This is a genomic window from Mycolicibacterium baixiangningiae (genome assembly GCF_016313185.1).
Taxonomy (GTDB): Bacteria; Actinomycetota; Actinomycetes; order Mycobacteriales; family Mycobacteriaceae; genus Mycobacterium; species Mycobacterium baixiangningiae.
The window spans coordinates 4,586,827-4,601,603 of sequence record NZ_CP066218.1 but is presented as its reverse complement, the minus strand read 5'-3'; the positions used below and the strand labels follow the sequence as shown (position 1 = coordinate 4,601,603).

At 67.6% G+C, this 14,777-nt stretch carries 15 protein-coding genes and 1 pseudogene; 6 read left to right on the top strand and 10 right to left on the bottom strand.

Going from position 1 to position 14,777, the window contains the following annotated elements; all coding sequences use genetic code 11:
* Nucleotides 1-8: 8 nt before the first annotated feature.
* The 3 genes from I7X18_RS21740 to I7X18_RS21730 all read right to left on the bottom strand — a co-directional run bounded on the left by I7X18_RS21740 (nucleotide 9) and on the right by I7X18_RS21730 (nucleotide 3,158).
* Nucleotides 9-308, bottom strand: coding sequence for a DUF732 domain-containing protein (locus tag I7X18_RS21740; protein WP_193046060.1), 300 nt, complete (start codon nucleotides 306-308; stop codon nucleotides 9-11).
* Nucleotides 309-422: 114 nt separating this feature from the next.
* Nucleotides 423-2,024: an SLC13 family permease gene (locus I7X18_RS21735; RefSeq protein WP_193046059.1), complete on the bottom strand. Its 1,602-nt coding sequence runs from the start codon at nucleotides 2,022-2,024 to the stop codon at nucleotides 423-425.
* 39 nt (nucleotides 2,025-2,063) lie between these two features.
* The gene (locus I7X18_RS21730) at nucleotides 2,064-3,158 is read right to left on the bottom strand and encodes a tartrate dehydrogenase (protein WP_193046058.1); all 1,095 of its coding nucleotides are present in this window, start codon (nucleotides 3,156-3,158) and stop codon (nucleotides 2,064-2,066) included.
* Between the two features lie 133 nt (nucleotides 3,159-3,291).
* Between I7X18_RS21730 and I7X18_RS21725 the strand changes: the two genes are divergently transcribed.
* Together I7X18_RS21725 and I7X18_RS21720 are read left to right on the top strand one after the other, a co-directional pair.
* Entirely contained in the window at nucleotides 3,292-4,185 is an 894-nt protein-coding gene (locus tag I7X18_RS21725; protein WP_193046057.1) for a LysR family transcriptional regulator, read from the top strand.
* Between the two features lie 114 nt (nucleotides 4,186-4,299).
* Nucleotides 4,300-5,208 carry a sigma-70 family RNA polymerase sigma factor gene (locus tag I7X18_RS21720; protein WP_193046056.1) on the top strand — a complete coding sequence of 303 codons (909 nt, stop codon included), beginning with the start codon at nucleotides 4,300-4,302 and terminating at the stop codon, nucleotides 5,206-5,208.
* On the opposite strand, the pseudogene I7X18_RS21715 reads toward I7X18_RS21720, so the two are convergent.
* The 6 genes and pseudogenes from I7X18_RS21715 to sdhC form a co-directional block, all read right to left on the bottom strand.
* Nucleotides 5,183-5,785, bottom strand: a pseudogene (locus tag I7X18_RS21715) (carboxymuconolactone decarboxylase family protein); the annotation flags it as partial. The gene I7X18_RS21720 and the pseudogene I7X18_RS21715 sit on opposite strands and share 26 nt — an antisense overlap.
* A 99-nt stretch (nucleotides 5,786-5,884) precedes the next feature.
* The gene (locus I7X18_RS21710; RefSeq protein ID WP_193046054.1) at nucleotides 5,885-6,772 is read right to left on the bottom strand and encodes a type IV toxin-antitoxin system AbiEi family antitoxin; all 888 of its coding nucleotides are present in this window, start codon (nucleotides 6,770-6,772) and stop codon (nucleotides 5,885-5,887) included.
* 138 nt (nucleotides 6,773-6,910) lie between these two features.
* Nucleotides 6,911-7,681: a succinate dehydrogenase iron-sulfur subunit gene (locus I7X18_RS21705; protein WP_193046053.1), complete on the bottom strand. Its 771-nt coding sequence runs from the start codon at nucleotides 7,679-7,681 to the stop codon at nucleotides 6,911-6,913.
* A gap of 2 nt (nucleotides 7,682-7,683) precedes the next feature.
* Entirely contained in the window at nucleotides 7,684-9,438 is a 1,755-nt protein-coding gene (sdhA, locus tag I7X18_RS21700; RefSeq protein WP_193046052.1) for a succinate dehydrogenase flavoprotein subunit, read from the bottom strand.
* Between the two features lie 13 nt (nucleotides 9,439-9,451).
* Nucleotides 9,452-9,925 carry a succinate dehydrogenase hydrophobic membrane anchor subunit gene (locus I7X18_RS21695; protein ID WP_193046051.1) on the bottom strand — a complete coding sequence of 158 codons (474 nt, stop codon included), beginning with the start codon at nucleotides 9,923-9,925 and terminating at the stop codon, nucleotides 9,452-9,454.
* A 46-nt stretch (nucleotides 9,926-9,971) separates the two neighbouring features.
* Nucleotides 9,972-10,400 (bottom strand): succinate dehydrogenase, cytochrome b556 subunit, encoded by a 429-nt coding sequence (gene sdhC / locus I7X18_RS21690; protein WP_193046050.1) that lies wholly within the window; start codon nucleotides 10,398-10,400, stop codon nucleotides 9,972-9,974.
* A gap of 232 nt (nucleotides 10,401-10,632) precedes the next feature.
* Here sdhC and I7X18_RS21685 point away from each other — a divergent pair, with 232 nt between their 5' ends.
* The 4 genes from I7X18_RS21685 to I7X18_RS21670 are packed head-to-tail and all read left to right on the top strand — an operon-like array spanning nucleotide 10,633 to nucleotide 14,018.
* Nucleotides 10,633-11,058 carry a cytidine deaminase gene (locus tag I7X18_RS21685; RefSeq protein ID WP_193046049.1) on the top strand — a complete coding sequence of 142 codons (426 nt, stop codon included), beginning with the start codon at nucleotides 10,633-10,635 and terminating at the stop codon, nucleotides 11,056-11,058.
* The gene (locus I7X18_RS21680) at nucleotides 11,055-12,380 is read left to right on the top strand and encodes a thymidine phosphorylase (RefSeq protein ID WP_193046048.1); all 1,326 of its coding nucleotides are present in this window, start codon (nucleotides 11,055-11,057) and stop codon (nucleotides 12,378-12,380) included. Before I7X18_RS21685 ends, I7X18_RS21680 begins: the two co-directional genes overlap by 4 nt.
* Nucleotides 12,381-12,420: 40 nt before the next feature.
* On the top strand, nucleotides 12,421-13,509 hold the full coding sequence (locus I7X18_RS21675) for an adenosine deaminase (protein ID WP_193046047.1): 1,089 nt from the start codon (nucleotides 12,421-12,423) through the stop codon (nucleotides 13,507-13,509).
* A complete protein-coding gene (locus I7X18_RS21670; RefSeq protein ID WP_232375299.1) occupies nucleotides 13,506-14,018 on the top strand; it encodes a MarR family winged helix-turn-helix transcriptional regulator in 513 nt (170 codons plus the stop codon). The genes I7X18_RS21675 and I7X18_RS21670 overlap by 4 nt, the downstream gene beginning before the upstream one ends.
* Nucleotide 14,019: 1 nt before the next feature.
* On the opposite strand, the gene I7X18_RS21665 is transcribed toward I7X18_RS21670, so the two are convergent.
* Nucleotides 14,020-14,766, bottom strand: a complete 747-nt coding sequence (locus I7X18_RS21665; RefSeq protein WP_193046046.1) for an SDR family NAD(P)-dependent oxidoreductase — start codon at nucleotides 14,764-14,766, stop codon at nucleotides 14,020-14,022.
* Nucleotides 14,767-14,777: the final 11 nt, after the last annotated feature.

Below are 14,777 nucleotides of genomic sequence, written 5' to 3'. Positions count from 1 at the left end.
AGCGGTAGTCAGCAGTCGAGTTCGACGATCGCCGTCGACACGATCTTGTTGGCGACCGCCAGCGAGGCGCCCGAGTACAAGAGGTGCTGCTGCACCATCGGCACGATCGCCGACGAACCCATACCGCTGTTGGCGGCCCGGCACGCCCAGTACCCCTCGCGGAGCAACTGGTCGGTGGTCAGGAACGCGAATTGCGGCTGCAGTTCGAGATAGTCGGATTCGTCGGCGGCCGCGGGCGGCGCGAGGCCCAATGCTCCGGCCGTAGCTCCGGCCGTGACGAGGATCGAGGCGAGGAACGCGCGCACCATGGTGACCTCCGTCGTTCAGTACCGCTGGGTCTCCACGGGATTCTCACCCGGCGACGTGCCGAAACATCGGCGAACCGGTGAAATCCCGGCGACCAACACCCCGTCGGCGAATGGTCAACTTCCCAGACCGGTCAGGCTGATCATGATGGGCAGGATGAGGATGATGAGGAAGGCGCCGATGATGTCGAACGTCACCCCGGTTCGGATCATCGTCGTGATGCGTACGGCGCCGGAGCCGTAGACGATCGCATTCTGCGGCGTGGACACCGGCAGCATGAACCCGAAGGACGCCGCGAACGTCGCTGCCAGAGCGGGTACGAACGGGTCGACCCCCGCTGCCATCGCGACCGGGATGACGATCGGCACGACGACCGCAGCCGATGCGGTGTTGCTCGTTGTCTCGGACACGAGGATTGCCAGGATCACGCCGAAAATCGTGATGGGGACGACGCTGGTCAGGCCCAGCGCGTCGTTGACCGACGTGCCGATCGTCTCGGCGAGGCCGGTGGAGGCGAGCAGGGAGCCGAAGATGATGCCGGAACCGAACAACACGATGGTGCCCCAGTCGATGTCGGCGGCGTCCTTCCAGCGCAGCGTGAACTCGCGCTCTTTCCACTCGGTGGGCAACAGGAAGAGCAGCGACGCGCCGAAGACGGCGACCATGCCTTCGTCGAGTCGGTCGCTGATCCAGGTGTAGGCGTCGGAGTCGTTGCCGGCGATGAGGGCGACGATGCCCGGCAGGATCCAGAGGGTGACCGTCGTCCCGAATGCAATGAGGGTGTTCTTCTCGGCGCGAGACAGCGCGCCCATCTCGGCGCGTTGCTCCTTGACGTATTCGGCGATGCCCTCGATCTGCTTGATCTCGGGCCTGTTGAGCCGGATGACGACGAAGGCAAGTGCGACGAACATGGCCAGACAGATCGGACCCGCCACGGCAACCCACTGCGCGAAGGAGATGCGCTCGCCGGTGGCTTCCTCGATGAGCCCGCGGCCGATCAGGTTCGGAGGGCTGCCCACCGGCGTCAGCAGTCCGCCCACGCTCGCCCCGTACGCCAGCATCAGCATGATGGCCGAGCCCACGCGGATGCGCAGTGGATCGAAATCGGCTTCGACGACGCCGCGGTCCTGCATCAGCTTGGCGATCACACCGAGAATCCCCAGCGCGGTCGGCAGCAGCATGGCCACGGTGGCGGTGTTCGACACGAATGCCGACAGTCCGGCGGTGATCAGCCCGAATGCGACGATGACACCGGTGGTGGAGGAACCGATCCTGGGCAATGCCAGGATCCGGAACGCGAAGCGCCTGGCCAAGCCGTGCTTCAGCATCGCCTGAGCCAGGATGAATGCACCGATGAAGGTGAAGATCGTCGAGGAGCCGAACGCCCCGAGTACGTCGTCGGCAGGTGCGACACCCAGGAACACCACCACGGCGACGCCGAGGAGACCGCCGATCGGGATGGGTACCGCTTCGCTGATCCACAGGACGATGACGCCGAGCAGGACACCGGCCAGCGTCTGCTGCTGTGGTTCCATGCCCAGCGGCAACGCCAGGAAGGCGATGGTCAACACCGGGGCGAGGAACAAGCCGATTGTGCGGCGGCCCTTCTCGAACCGCTCCTCGGCGGGTGAGAGCTGTTGTTCACCGAGGCTGCGGTAGGTGGCGCTGCCCAGCAACGCCTTGTCCACGTCGGTCCGGCTTACTTCTCCTGCAGTCATCTGTCCTCCTAGGCGGTCATCGTTGCGCCGACGTCTCCGTCACGCCGACGTCAAGCTGCGGCTCAACGCGGCGATAATGGCCTCGGTGACCTCGTCGGTGCTCGACGATCCGCCGATGTCGCGGGTGAGGACGCCTGCGGCGGTAGTGGATTCGATCGCCGCCTCGACACGACGAGCCTCATCGTGCAGTCCGAAGTGATCCAACATCAGAGCCCCACTGGCAATCGCACCGATCGGATTGCTGATGCCCTGACCGGCGATGTCGGGCGCCGACCCGTGTACCGGCTCGAACATGCTGGGGAAGCGTCGTTCCGGGTTGAGGTTGGCGCTCGAGGCGATCCCGAGACTGCCGGCCAACGCCGACCCGAGATCGGAGAGGATGTCGGCGTTGAGGTTAGACGCCACAACGACGGACAGGTCCTCGGGGTGCAGGACGAACTTCGCGCTCATCGCGTCGACCAGCACACTGTCGGACTCGACGTCGGGATAGTCCTTGGCGACCCGTTCGAAGACCTCGTCCCACAACACCATGCCGAACTGCTGGGCGTTGGACTTGGTCACGCTGGTCACCTTCTTGACCGTTCGGGTGCGGGCCATGTCGAAAGCGAATCGCATGATCCGTTCACAGCCCTTGTCGGTGAACAGCGCCGTCTGCAGCGCCACCTCGTTCCCGGGACCGCGTGCGCTGAGGTTTCGACCGCCCAAACCGGCGTACTCGCCCTCGCTGTTCTCGCGGATCACGACCCAGTCGAGTTCGGTGTCGTCCGCCTTGCGCAGGGGAGACACCACGCCCGGGAGGAATGTGACCGGCCGAACGTTGGCCCACTGGTCGAAGTTCTGCGTGATGTTGAGCCGCAGCCCCCACAGGCTGATGTGGTCGGGGACGTTGCGCCAGCCGACCGCTCCGAAGTAGATGGCGTCGAAGTTCTTCAGCTGCTCGAGTCCGTCGTCGGCCATCATCTTGCCGGTTTGCTCGTAGTAGCCGCAGCCGTAGGGGAACTCGGTCCATTCGAATGCGAAGCGGTTCTCGGACTGCGCGGCGAGGGTGTCCAGGACGCGTCGACCGGCGGCGACGACTTCCTTGCCCACACCGTCGGCGGGAATCGCGGCGATCGTGAATGTGCGGTCCGTCATGGCGGCCTCCTTGGTGTTGTCCATATCACATTTCGCTTCATTCATTAACCTCTTTCCACACCGGCCAGTCCAAGACAAGAATTCGATTCGGGGTATAGGCTCTACCTATCTGTGCTGATCAGGGGTGGTACTGGTGGATGTGCGGCAACTCAAGTACTTCCTCGCGGTGGTCGACAGCGGCGGTTTCAGCAGGGCTGCTGAGCAGTTGTTGGTGGCTCAACCGTCGTTGTCCCAGGCGATCTCCGGCTTCGAGCGTGAACTGGGTCTGCCGCTGTTCCACCGGGTCGGGCGCGGTGTGGTGCTCAGCGAAGCCGGCCGCGCACTCGTCGGTCCGGCCAGAGTCGTACTGCGAGACGTCGACGAAGCACTCGCCACGATGCGCGCCTTCAAAGGACTGCGGGGCGGCAGGGTCGACCTGATCACCATGCCGTCACCGGGCATGGAGCCGTTGACCACCATCTTGACCGCGTTCGCGCGGGCACATCCGGACGTCACCGTCAACGTCGAAGCCGGATTCACCCCCGAGGAGGTGCTGGCCAGTGTGCGCGCCGGTAGCTGCGAGATCGGCGTCCTGGGCTCCGCAGATCCGACGCGTGCGGCCGATTTGGATGTGGTCGAGTTGGAGAATCAGGCACTGGTGCTGATCTCGGGGCCCGACGAGGACTTTTCGGATGAGCCGACTGTGCGTCGTGACCAACTCAGCGGGTGCAGGCTCATCGTGTCCCAACGCGGTTCACTGATGCGGGCCCTCGTCGACGAAGTGCTCGCCGAGGGCATCGAGGTGACGATCGCCGCCGAGATCGCCCACCGCACATCCATTCTGCCGATGGTGCTCAACGGAATCGGACGCGCCGTCATGCCGTCCTCCTGGACGCAGTCGGCGCGTCGCGCCGGAGCGCGCGTGCAGCGAATCGTCCCGGAGTCCTACCTCCACGTCGCCGCTGTCAGCCGCCGCGATCACCTCACCGCTGCAGCAACAGCCCTGATGGCCGAAAGCCGCCGGTACGGCATGGCGGCTGCCGAATGACGGGCCGTGTTCCGCCGCGAGACTACGGTTGCTGACCGATTCCGGTCGAAATCCGTCACCAACCGTAGTCTCGCGACGCCCGAGCAGGTCCCTGGCCGTCCTACACTCGGCCGTATGACCGCGAGCGCGCGGGTCGACGAGTTCGAAAACCTGCGACCGTACCTTCTGTCCGTCGCCTACCGACTGACCGGATCGGTGGCCGACGCCGAGGACGCGGTGCAAGACGCCTGGCTGCGGTGGAACGCGTTGGGGGAGAACCGGTCCGGCATCGCCGATCCTCGCGCATGGCTGATGACGGTGGTCAGCCGCATCGGGCTTGACCGGTTGCGCTCGGCCGCCCACCGGCGGGAGACCTACGTCGGGGAATGGCTGCCCGAGCCGGTCGTCACGCCGCTCGACGGGACGGACCCGCTGGCCGCCGTCGTCGCCGCCGAGGACGCCCGATTCGCGGCGATGGTCGTGCTCGAACGGCTGACCCCCGACCAGCGGGTCGCGTTCGTCCTGCACGACGGATTCGACGTGCCGTTCGTCGAGATCGCCGACGCCCTGGGGACCACGGCGGCGTCGGCCCGCCAACTCGCCTCCCGCGCCCGCCGCGTCGTGACCGATGCCGGGGCGCCGGCCCGCGACCCGACCCACGACGAGGTCGTCGGCAAGCTGATGGCGGCGATGGCGGCCGGTGACATGGCCGCCGTCGTCGAACTGCTCCATCCCGACGTCACCTTCACCGGTGACTCGAACCGCAAGGCGCCCACGGCCGCTCGCGTCATCCGCGGTGCGGACAAGGTGGCCCGGTTCATCTTCGGGTTGGCCCGCCGCTACGGCCCGCGGTTCTTCGAGGCCGGCGACGTCGCGCTCGTCAACGGCGACCTCGGGCTCTACACCGCGGGGCTCACCGCCGACGGCGAGTGGCCGGCGATGGCGCCGCACATCCAGGCGCTCACCGTGCGCGACGGCAAGGTCGTCGCGGTATGGGACATCGCCAACCCGGACAAGTTCACGGGGTCGCCTCTTCGTTGGTGAGCCAGGGCACCCGGCAGGCGTCGGAACTGAAGCCCTGCTCGGTGATGCCCAGCGCCGCATACATCCGGGCCCGCATGTTCTCCAGCCCGATCTGGTAGGTCAGCTCGATCACGCCGGCATCCCCGAAGCGGCGACGCAGGTCGGCCACCTGGTCGTCGGTGACGGTGTGCGGGTCGGTGGTCATCGCGTCGGCGTAGGCGATGGCCGCACGTTCGTCGTCGGTGTAGCGCGGGGAGGTGGCGTAGTCGTCGATGTCGGTGAGCCGGTCGACGTCGAGGCCGTCGAGGCGCTGCAGCATCGCGCCGAAGTCGACACACCACGAGCAGCCGACCGTGCGCGCGGTCCAGTACACGGCGAGTTCGCGGACACTGGCCGGCAGGACCTTGGAGCCGGACTGCAGCAGCCCCTCGTGCACGACGTTGGCGACCATGAGCCGCGGATGATGCGCGGCGACGGCGAACGGTTCAGGCACCTCGCCGAAACGGCGCTTGGCCACCCGGTAGAAGAGCTTGATCAGCAGCGACGCGCGCTGCGGCGGGACTGGGGCGATGCGTGTTGTCGTCATACCTGTCAGACGAGACAGGGCGCGTCAGTGTGACACCGCTGCGCGAGCGCACGTGTCTGTACGGCAACACGCCGTCACCTGGGTACAACGTTGAGCGGTCGCGGGTGTATGTCACGCCGCCGGCCTGCGCGCGAGCGCCGTCTCGATGCGGCGGATCATGCCCCACCCGTCGCGCCTGACATCGTCCGCGACGATCGAGATCACCTCCCAGCCGATCTCCTGGAGTGCCGCGCGCTTACGCCGGTCCCTGCGGAAGTCCTCCGGCCTGCTGTGCCAGTCGAAGCCGTCGTACTCGACGGCGACCAGACGCTCCGGCCACGCGAAGTCCACTCGCCAGATCCGGCGGTCGCGATCGAGAATCTCGTGCTGCAGCACCGGTGTCCGGAGTCCGCCGTCGAGCATCACGAGCCTGGCCTCGCTCTCCATCGGCGACTCTGCCAGTGGGTCGGCACGTGGGATCAGTGGGCGCACTGAGACGATGCCGCGCCTGCCGGCCTGGCGCGCGGCCGCCGAGCGGAGCTGTCGTCTGTCGCACGTCCCGCTGCGCAGCGCCGCATCGAGCGTCGCCAGTGCGCGGGGACGACGGAGGTTTCGCGCCACCTCGACCGCCGTCCATTCCGGCGTTGTTGCCGGCCGCCCGTCCACCTCTGTCAGGGGAGCGCCGTCGCGGCGATGCACGACCAGACCGTCGCTGTCGCGGAGCAGATGACCGACGGGGTTCAGCACGTGGAGGTCGGCCACGCTCTCGGTGTCGAAGCCGTATGCGGCCGCGGCGGTGGACAGGCAGATCGCGACGGGCTCACCGGCGCGAAGGTCGAGCCCCCGCAGCCGGGTGGCGTCGTCGGGTACGCCGAGGCAGTAGATTCCCGGCCACACCTTCGACAGGTCACCGGCGTCGAGCCGCCTCTGCATGGCACGCCGACTGACCACGTCGAGGATCTGCGCGGAGGTCGCCACCCCACCCTGGGCGTCGAACAGTCGGCGCAGTTCGGTGCTCACCCGAGCATCGTGCGGCGATCACAGCAACCATCGGAAGTAGGCGATGACCACCTGTGGATAACTCACTCCACGAGCGCGCAGTGTTGTACGGCGGTGACGGCGTGTCGGCGTACAAACACGCTCGCTCGGCGAAAGGGGTCAGCGGGCGAACATCAACGCGCGCTTGACCTCCTGGATCGCCTGGGTGATCTGGATGCCGCGCGGGCACGCCTCGGTGCAGTTGAACGTGGTGCGGCAGCGCCACACACCGTCCGCGTCGTTGAGGATGTCGAGCCGTTCGGCGGCGCCCTCGTCGCGGCTGTCGAAGATGAACCGGTGGGCGTTGACGATCGCGGCCGGGCCGACATAGGACCCATCGGTCCAGTAGATCGGGCAGCTCGTCGTGCACGCCGCGCACAGGATGCACTTGGTGGTGTCGTCGTAGCGCGCGCGGTCGACCTGGCTCTGGATGCGTTCCTTGGTCGGCGGGTTACCGCTGGTCATCAGGTACGGCTTGACTGCACGGTAGGCGTCGAAGAACGGCTCCATGTCGACCACGAGATCCTTCTCCACGGGCAGCCCGCGGATCGGCTCGATGGTGATCGTCAGCTGCTTGCCCGCCTTCTTGGGCAGCATGTCGCGCATCAGCACCTTGCAGGCCAGCCGGTTCACCCCGTTGATGCGCATCGCATCGGACCCGCAGACGCCGTGCGCGCAGGATCGGCGGAAGGACAGCGTGCCGTCGATGTACCACTTCGCGTAGTGCAGCAGGTTGAGCAGCCGGTCGGTGGGCAGGCACGGGACGCGGAAGCTCTGGAAACCGGCGGCGTCGGGGTCCTCCGGATTGAACCGGGCGATCTTCAGCGTCACCATCACCGCGCCCTCGGGCACGGGGGGAGTGTCTTGTTTGTCGATGACTGGTGCGCTCATCGTCAGTACTTCCGTTCCATCGGCTCGTAGCGGGTCTGCACCACGGGCTTGTAGTCCAGGCGCACGTCAGAGAGCAGGTCGCCACCCTCCTTGTAGGCCATCGTGTGGCGCATGTAGTTCGTGTCGTCGCGGTTGGGGTAGTCCTCGCGGGCATGGCCGCCGCGTGATTCCTTGCGGTTGAGCGCGCCGACGACGGTGACCTCGGCCAGCTCCAGCAGGAAGCCAAGCTCGATGGCTTCCAGCAGATCGCTGTTGTAACGCTTCCCCTTGTCCTGCACGGTGATTCGCGCGTAACGCTCCTTGAGCGCGTGGATGTCGGTGAGCGCCTGCTTGAGCGTCTCCTCGGTGCGGAACACGGCGGCGTTGTTGTCCATCGACTGCTGCAGCGCACTGCGGATGTCGGCGACGCGCTCGTTGCCGTGCTCGCTCAGGATGTCCCCGACCCAGCCGACCACCATCTCTGCGGGACGCTCCGGCATGTCGACGAAATCGTGGCCCAGCGCGTAGTTCGCGGCGGCGATGCCGGCGCGGCGGCCGAACACGTTGATGTCGAGCAGCGAGTTGGTGCCAAGGCGGTTGGCACCGTGCACCGACACGCACGCGCACTCGCCGGCGGCGTAGAGGCCGGGCACCACATGGTCGTTGTCGCGCAGCACCTGTCCGTTGATGTTGGTCGGGATGCCGCCCATCACGTAGTGGCACGTCGGGTAGACCGGCACCAGTTCCTTGACCGGGTCGACGCCGAGGTAGGTGCGGGCGAACTCGGTGATGTCGGGCAGCTTCGCCTCGAGCACGTCGGCGCCGAGGTGGCGCACGTCGATGTATACGTAGTCCTTGTTCGGCCCGGCGCCGCGGCCCTCGAGCACCTCGAGCACCATCGAGCGGGCGACGATGTCGCGCGGCGCGAGGTCGACGATCGTCGGGGCGTAGCGCTCCATGAAGCGCTCACCCTCGCCGTTGAGCAGCCGGCCACCCTCACCGCGCACGGCTTCGGAGATGAGGATGCCGAGGCCGGCCAGGCCCGTCGGGTGGAACTGGTGGAACTCCATGTCCTCCAGCGGCAGACCCTTGCGGAAGATGATGCCCAGCCCGTCGCCGGTCAGCGTGTGGGCGTTGGAGGTGGTCTTGTACATCCGGCCCGAACCGCCGGTGGCGAACACGATGGCCTTGGCGTGGAAGACGTGGATGTCTCCGGTCGCGAGTTCGTAGGCGATCACCGCGGTGGCCACCGGGCCGCCGGGCGTCTCGGTCAGCGAGATGTCGAGGGCGTAGAACTCGTTGAAGAACTCGACGTCGTGCTTGACGCAGTTCTGGTACAGGGTCTGCAGGATCATGTGGCCGGTGCGGTCGGCGGCGTAACAGGCCCGGCGCACCGGGGCCTTGCCGTGGTCGCGGGTGTGTCCGCCGAAGCGGCGCTGGTCGATGCGGCCCTCGGGGGTGCGGTTGAACGGCATCCCCATCTTCTCGAGGTCGAGCACCGCGTCGATGGCTTCCTTGCACATGATCTCGACGGCGTCCTGGTCGGCGAGGTAGTCGCCGCCCTTGACGGTGTCGAACGTGTGCCACTCCCAGTTGTCCTCTTCGACGTTGGCCAGTGCGGCGCACATGCCGCCCTGGGCCGCACCGGTGTGGCTGCGGGTGGGGTAGAGCTTGGTGAGCACCGCGGTGCGGGCGCGGGGTCCTGCCTCGACCGCGGCGCGCATTCCCGCGCCGCCGGCCCCGACGATGACGACGTCGTAGCGATGTTCAATCAACATGTGAGCCGAGTCCTTACGAGATGTTCGCGTCGAACGTCAACAGCACGTAGGTGCCGAGGACGAGGATGAAGATCATCGACAGCGCCAGCAGCGAGTTCAGCCAGAACCGCGTCGAGTCCTTGCGGGCGTAGTCGGAGATGATCACGCGCAGGCCGTTGCCGCCGTGCAGCTGGGCCAGCCACAGCAGCAGCAGGTCCCACGTCTGCCAGAACGGTGACGACCAGCGCTGCGCGACGTAGTTGAAGTCGATGCGGTACACGCCTTCGTCCCACATCAGCATGATGAACAGGTGGCCCAGCGCCAGGAACACCAGCACGAGGCCGGAGAAGCGCATGAACAGCCAGGCGTACTTCTCGAAGTTCGGCATGCCGCCTGCGCGTTTGGGCGCGCGCGGGTTGTCCAGGCTCGGCGGCCGGTCATGGCTGCGCTGGAGGACGGGTGCGGGCCCGCCCCGTTCGCTGACGTGGTCGTAGGGGTTCTCTGCCATCACTCCAACCCTTCCCGGGTCGCTGCGCTCCTGCCCTCCGGAGCGCTCATAGGAAACGCTCCGCCATGTGCATGCCGATCACGCCGAGCGACGCGATCATGACTGTGATGAACACGCCCGCCACCACCCACAGCATCTGCCGCTGGTAGCGCGGGCCCTTGGACCAGAAGTCGATGAGGATGACGCGGATGCCGTTGAGGGCGTGGTAGAGCACCGCGCCCACCAGGCCGATCTCCATCAGACCGATGATCGGGGTCTTGTAGGTCTCGATGACGGCGTTGTAGGCCTCGGGGCTGACGCGGACCAGTGCGGTGTCCACCACGTGGACGAACAGGAAGAAGAAGATCGCCGCGCCGGTGATCCGGTGCAGCACCCACGACCACATACCCGGGTCACCGCGGTAGAGCGTGCGCCGGCGGGACGGTTTCGATCGCGGCGACGGTACGTCGGTATCCGCTGTTGTCGCAGTACTCATCTGGTCCTCCAACGCCATCGGTGGACGCTTGGGGCGGATTCGAGAACCTCTGCCGGCCTGAACCACTGCCCCAAACCTCGGGGCGACTCTAATCCCCTTTGTACTGCCGAACGAACTAGCGTGTTGCCGTATGCCCCGCTCAGAGGGCGAAAGTTAGGGTCCCCTACGTGCTTCGGCGGGTTTCGGGGCTCGTTCTTCGGAATCCATTCAGTGACGCGGTGAAGGAGCTGGGATGTCCCCCGAGATCGACTGGGAACTGTTGCGGCGCAGGGCAATTGATGCTAGTAAGCACGCCTATGCACCCTATTCGGGGTTTCCGGTGGGCGCGGCGGCACTGGTCGACGATCACCGAATGGTGGCCGGTTGCAATGTGGAGAATGTCTCATATGGCCTGGGTCTCTGTGCCGAGTGCGCTGTGGTCTGCGCCCTGTTTTCCAGCGGGGGCGGCCGGCTGGTCGCGCTGTCCTGTGTGGGGCCCGACGCCGAGGTGCTGATGCCGTGCGGCCGCTGCCGTCAGGTGCTGTTCGAACACGGCGGACCGGAGCTGCTGATCGACCATCCGCACGGCCCGCGGCCACTTCGCGACCTGCTCCCGGACGCGTTCGGGCCCGACGACCTGGCCCGCCACCACCGGCTGCCGGAGGAGGAAAAACCGTGACGGAGTTCGCGTTCGATGCGCCGACGGTCATCCGGACCAAACGCGACGGCGGCGCGCTGTCCGACGGGGCGATCGACTGGGTGATCGACGGGTACACCCGCGGTCAGGTGGCCGACGAGCAGATGTCGGCGCTGCTGATGGCGATCTTCCTGCGCGGGATGACCGGAGCCGAGATCTCGCGGTGGACCGCGGCGATGGTGGCCTCGGGGGAGCGGTTCGACTTCACCGACCTGCGCCGCGCCACCGACGGCCGCCCGCTGGCACTGGTGGACAAACACTCCACCGGCGGCGTCGGCGACAAGATCACCATCCCGCTGGTGCCGGTGGTGATGGCGTGCGGGGGCGCGGTGCCTCAGGCCGCCGGCCGCGGACTCGGCCATACCGGCGGCACGCTCGACAAACTCGAAGCCATCCCCGGGTTCTCCGCGGAACTGTCGAAAAGCCAGATCCGCCAACAGCTTCGCGAGCTCGGCGCGGCGATTTTCGCCGCGGGCGAGCTGGCCCCGGCAGATCGCAAGATCTACGCGCTGCGCGACGTCACCGCGACCACCGAATCGCTGCCGTTGATCGCCAGCTCGGTGATGAGCAAGAAGATCGCCGAGGGCGCCCGCGCGCTGGTGCTCGATACGAAGGTCGGCTCGGGCGCCTTCCTGCCCGATGAAGCCCGGGCCCGCGAACTGGCCCGCACCATGGTCGAGTTGGGCGAGGCGCACGGCCTGGTCACGCGTGCCCTGCTCACCGATATGTCGGTGCCGCTGGGCCGCGCCGTCGGCAACGCGGTCGAGGTCGTCGAATCGCTCGACGTGCTCGCCGGCGGTGGCCCGGCCGACGTGGTCGAGCTGACGCTGGCGCTGGCCGCCGAGATGCTCGACGCCGCCGGCCTGGACGCGAAAGACCCCGCCGAGACCCTGCGTGACGGCACCGCGATGGACTGCTTCCGTGCGCTCGTCGCGGCCCAGGGCGGCGATGTGACGGCCCTGTCCACCGGGGCGTTGCCCATCGGTGTCCACACCGACACCGTCACGGCACCGCGCAATGGCACCATGGGTGACATCGACGCGATGGCGGTGGGTCTGGCGGTGTGGCGGCTCGGAGCGGGCCGCTCGGCACCCGGTGACCAGGTGCAGTTCGGCGCCGGGATCCGCATCCACCGCCGGCCCGGTGAGCCGGTGAGCGCGGGCGAAGCCCTGTTCACCCTCTACACCGACACCCCGGCCCGGCTCGGCCCGGCCCGCGCCGAACTCGACGGCGCCTGGACCGTGGGTGAGAGCGCCCCGCAGGCCCGTCCGCTGATCATCGATCGGATCACCACGACGACTTGAGACCGTGACTTGAGGACGACGACGTGAGGAGCATGTGCCGATGACGACACCGCTGACGTTGGACAACATCCGGCAGGCGCCCAAGGCGCTGCTGCACGATCACCTCGACGGCGGTCTGCGTCCGTCGACCGTGCTCGAACTGGCCACCCACACCGGTTACGACGACCTGCCCACCGACGACGTCGACGAGCTGGCGACGTTCTTCCGCACCGCCGCCCACAGCGGTTCGCTGGTGCGCTACCTCGAACCGTTCGCGCACACGGTCGGGGTGATGCAGACCGCCGACGCGCTGCACCGGGTGGCCTTCGAATGCGTGGAAGACCTGGCCGGGGACAACGTCGTCTACGCCGAGGTGCGGTTCGCCCCCGAACTGCACATCGAGGGCGGTATGGGCCTGGATCAGGTGGTCGACGCGGTGCTGGCCGGTTTCGCCGACGGGGAGAAGGCCGCCGCCAGCGCTGGCCGCACGATCACGGTGCGTTGCCTGGTCACCGCGATGCGGCACGCCGCACGCTCGCGCGAGATCGCCGAACTGGCCATCCGGTTCCGCGACCGCGGCGTCGTCGGCTTCGACATCGCCGGTGCCGAGGCGGGCTACCCGCCCACCCGTCACCTCGACGCTTTCGAATACATGCGGACCAACAACGCACGCTTCACCATTCACGCCGGTGAGGCGTTCGGCCTGCCGTCCATCCACGAGGCCATCGCGTTCTGCGGCGCCGACCGGCTGGGCCACGGTGTGCGCATCACCGACGACATCACGGTGGCGCCCGACGGGCAGGTGAAGCTGGGCCGGCTGGCCGCCATCCTGCGCGACAAGCGCATCCCGCTGGAGCTGTGCCCGAGCTCCAACGTGCAGACCGGCGCGGTCGCCAGCATCGCCGGGCACCCGTTCGACCTTCTCGCCCGCACCCGGTTCCGGGTCACGGTCAACACCGACAACCGGCTGATGAGCGACACCACGATGAGTCAGGAGATGCTGCGGCTGGTCGAGGCGTTCGGCTACGGCTGGAGCGACCTGGCGCGGTTCACCATCAACGCGATGAAGTCCTCGTTCATCCCGTTCGACGAACGCCTGGCGTTGATCGACGACGTCATCAAACCGCGCTACGCGGTGCTCGCCGGGTGAGCGACGACGGGCACCGCCTCGACCCGTCGCAGCGCCGCGCCTGGCTGGCCTACATGCGCGTCTACCACCGGCTCGAATACGAGATGAACCGGCAGCTGCAGAGCGACAGCGGGTTGTCGCTGGCCGACTACACGGTGCTCAACGCCCTGACCAATGCGCCGCGGGACCGCGCCCAGGTCAATGTGCTGGCGACGACCGTCGGGTGGGAACGCAGCCGGCTCTCGCACCACCTGCAGCGGATGAGCCGGCGCGGGCTCGTGGAGCGGCTGGAGTCCGACGGGGACCGGCGGGCGACGGATGTGGTGCTGACCGACCACGGCCGCCTGGAGTTCGAGGCGGCCGCGCCGGCGCATGCCGCGTGGATCAAGGAGCTGTTCTTCACCGATCTGGACGCAGCGCAGGAAAATGCGCTGGCGGACGTCCTGGAGGCGGCGTACGAGTCGATCCTGCGCCACGGGACGCTGCCGCGACCGCAGATCGATGAGGATCTGCGGTCGCAGCAGCCGTGAATCAGATCTGTTCGGCGCCGCCGTCGACGAACAGTTCGGTGCCGGTGGCGAAGCTGCTCTGGTCCGACGCCAGGAACACCACGGCCGCGGCGATCTCCTCGGGCCTGCCGAGGCGGCCCAGCGGTGTGGCGGCGGCCATCTGGTCGAGCAACTGCTGTTCCTGACCGCTCGGTGCGAGTCCTTTGAGCCCGGGCGTCTCGGTCGCCCCCGGTGTCACCGTGTTGACCCGGATGCCCCGGCCGACCAACTCGGCCGCCCACGTCCTGCCCAACGAGCGGATCGCCGCCTTCGACGCGGCGTAGGCGCTGAAGGCGGGTGTTCCGTTGTGCGCGGTGGTCGAACCCGTCAATACGATCGAGGCCCCCTCGTTGAGCAGCGGCAGTACCGCCTGCACGGTGTACACCGTCCCGAACACGTTCGTGCCGAACGTCTTCTGGAGGTGCTCGGGAGTGATCTCGGGCAGTGCGGCGAACTCCCCGCCCCCGGCGTTGGCGAACACGACGTCGAGTCCGCGTCCGTGTGCCTCGATCGCCGCGACCACCGCCTCGAGGTCCTCGGGCCGCGACACGTCACCGCGGATCCCGGTGGCGGCGTCGCCGATGGATGAGACGGCGGCGTCGAGCGCCTCTTGGCGGCGGCCGGTGAGGAACACGTGGGCACCCTCGTCGGCCAGCCGCTGTGCGGTGGCCAGCCCGATGCCGGACGTGGCGCCGGTGACGAGGGCGGTCTTGTTCGCGAGTTGGTTCATGGTGACTCTCC

Excerpts from the sequence above, each read along its gene's own strand:
- sdhA (WP_193046052.1), bottom strand. The coding sequence starts at position 9,438 with ATGTTGATTGAACATCGCTACGACGTCGTCATCGTCGGGGCCGGCGGC.
- sdhC (WP_193046050.1), bottom strand. The coding sequence starts at position 10,400 with ATGAGTACTGCGACAACAGCGGATACCGACGTACCGTCGCCGCGATCG.
- I7X18_RS21705 (WP_193046053.1), bottom strand. The coding sequence starts at position 7,681 with ATGAGCGCACCAGTCATCGACAAACAAGACACTCCCCCCGTGCCCGAG.
- I7X18_RS21740 (WP_193046060.1), bottom strand. The coding sequence starts at position 308 with ATGGTGCGCGCGTTCCTCGCCTCGATCCTCGTCACGGCCGGAGCTACG.
- I7X18_RS21735 (WP_193046059.1), bottom strand. The coding sequence starts at position 2,024 with ATGACTGCAGGAGAAGTAAGCCGGACCGACGTGGACAAGGCGTTGCTG.
- I7X18_RS21685 (WP_193046049.1), top strand. The coding sequence starts at position 10,633 with ATGTCCCCCGAGATCGACTGGGAACTGTTGCGGCGCAGGGCAATTGAT.
- I7X18_RS21695 (WP_193046051.1), bottom strand. The coding sequence starts at position 9,925 with ATGGCAGAGAACCCCTACGACCACGTCAGCGAACGGGGCGGGCCCGCA.
- I7X18_RS21665 (WP_193046046.1), bottom strand. The coding sequence starts at position 14,766 with ATGAACCAACTCGCGAACAAGACCGCCCTCGTCACCGGCGCCACGTCC.
- I7X18_RS21730 (WP_193046058.1), bottom strand. The coding sequence starts at position 3,158 with ATGACGGACCGCACATTCACGATCGCCGCGATTCCCGCCGACGGTGTG.
- I7X18_RS21720 (WP_193046056.1), top strand. The coding sequence starts at position 4,300 with ATGACCGCGAGCGCGCGGGTCGACGAGTTCGAAAACCTGCGACCGTAC.
- I7X18_RS21675 (WP_193046047.1), top strand. The coding sequence starts at position 12,421 with ATGACGACACCGCTGACGTTGGACAACATCCGGCAGGCGCCCAAGGCG.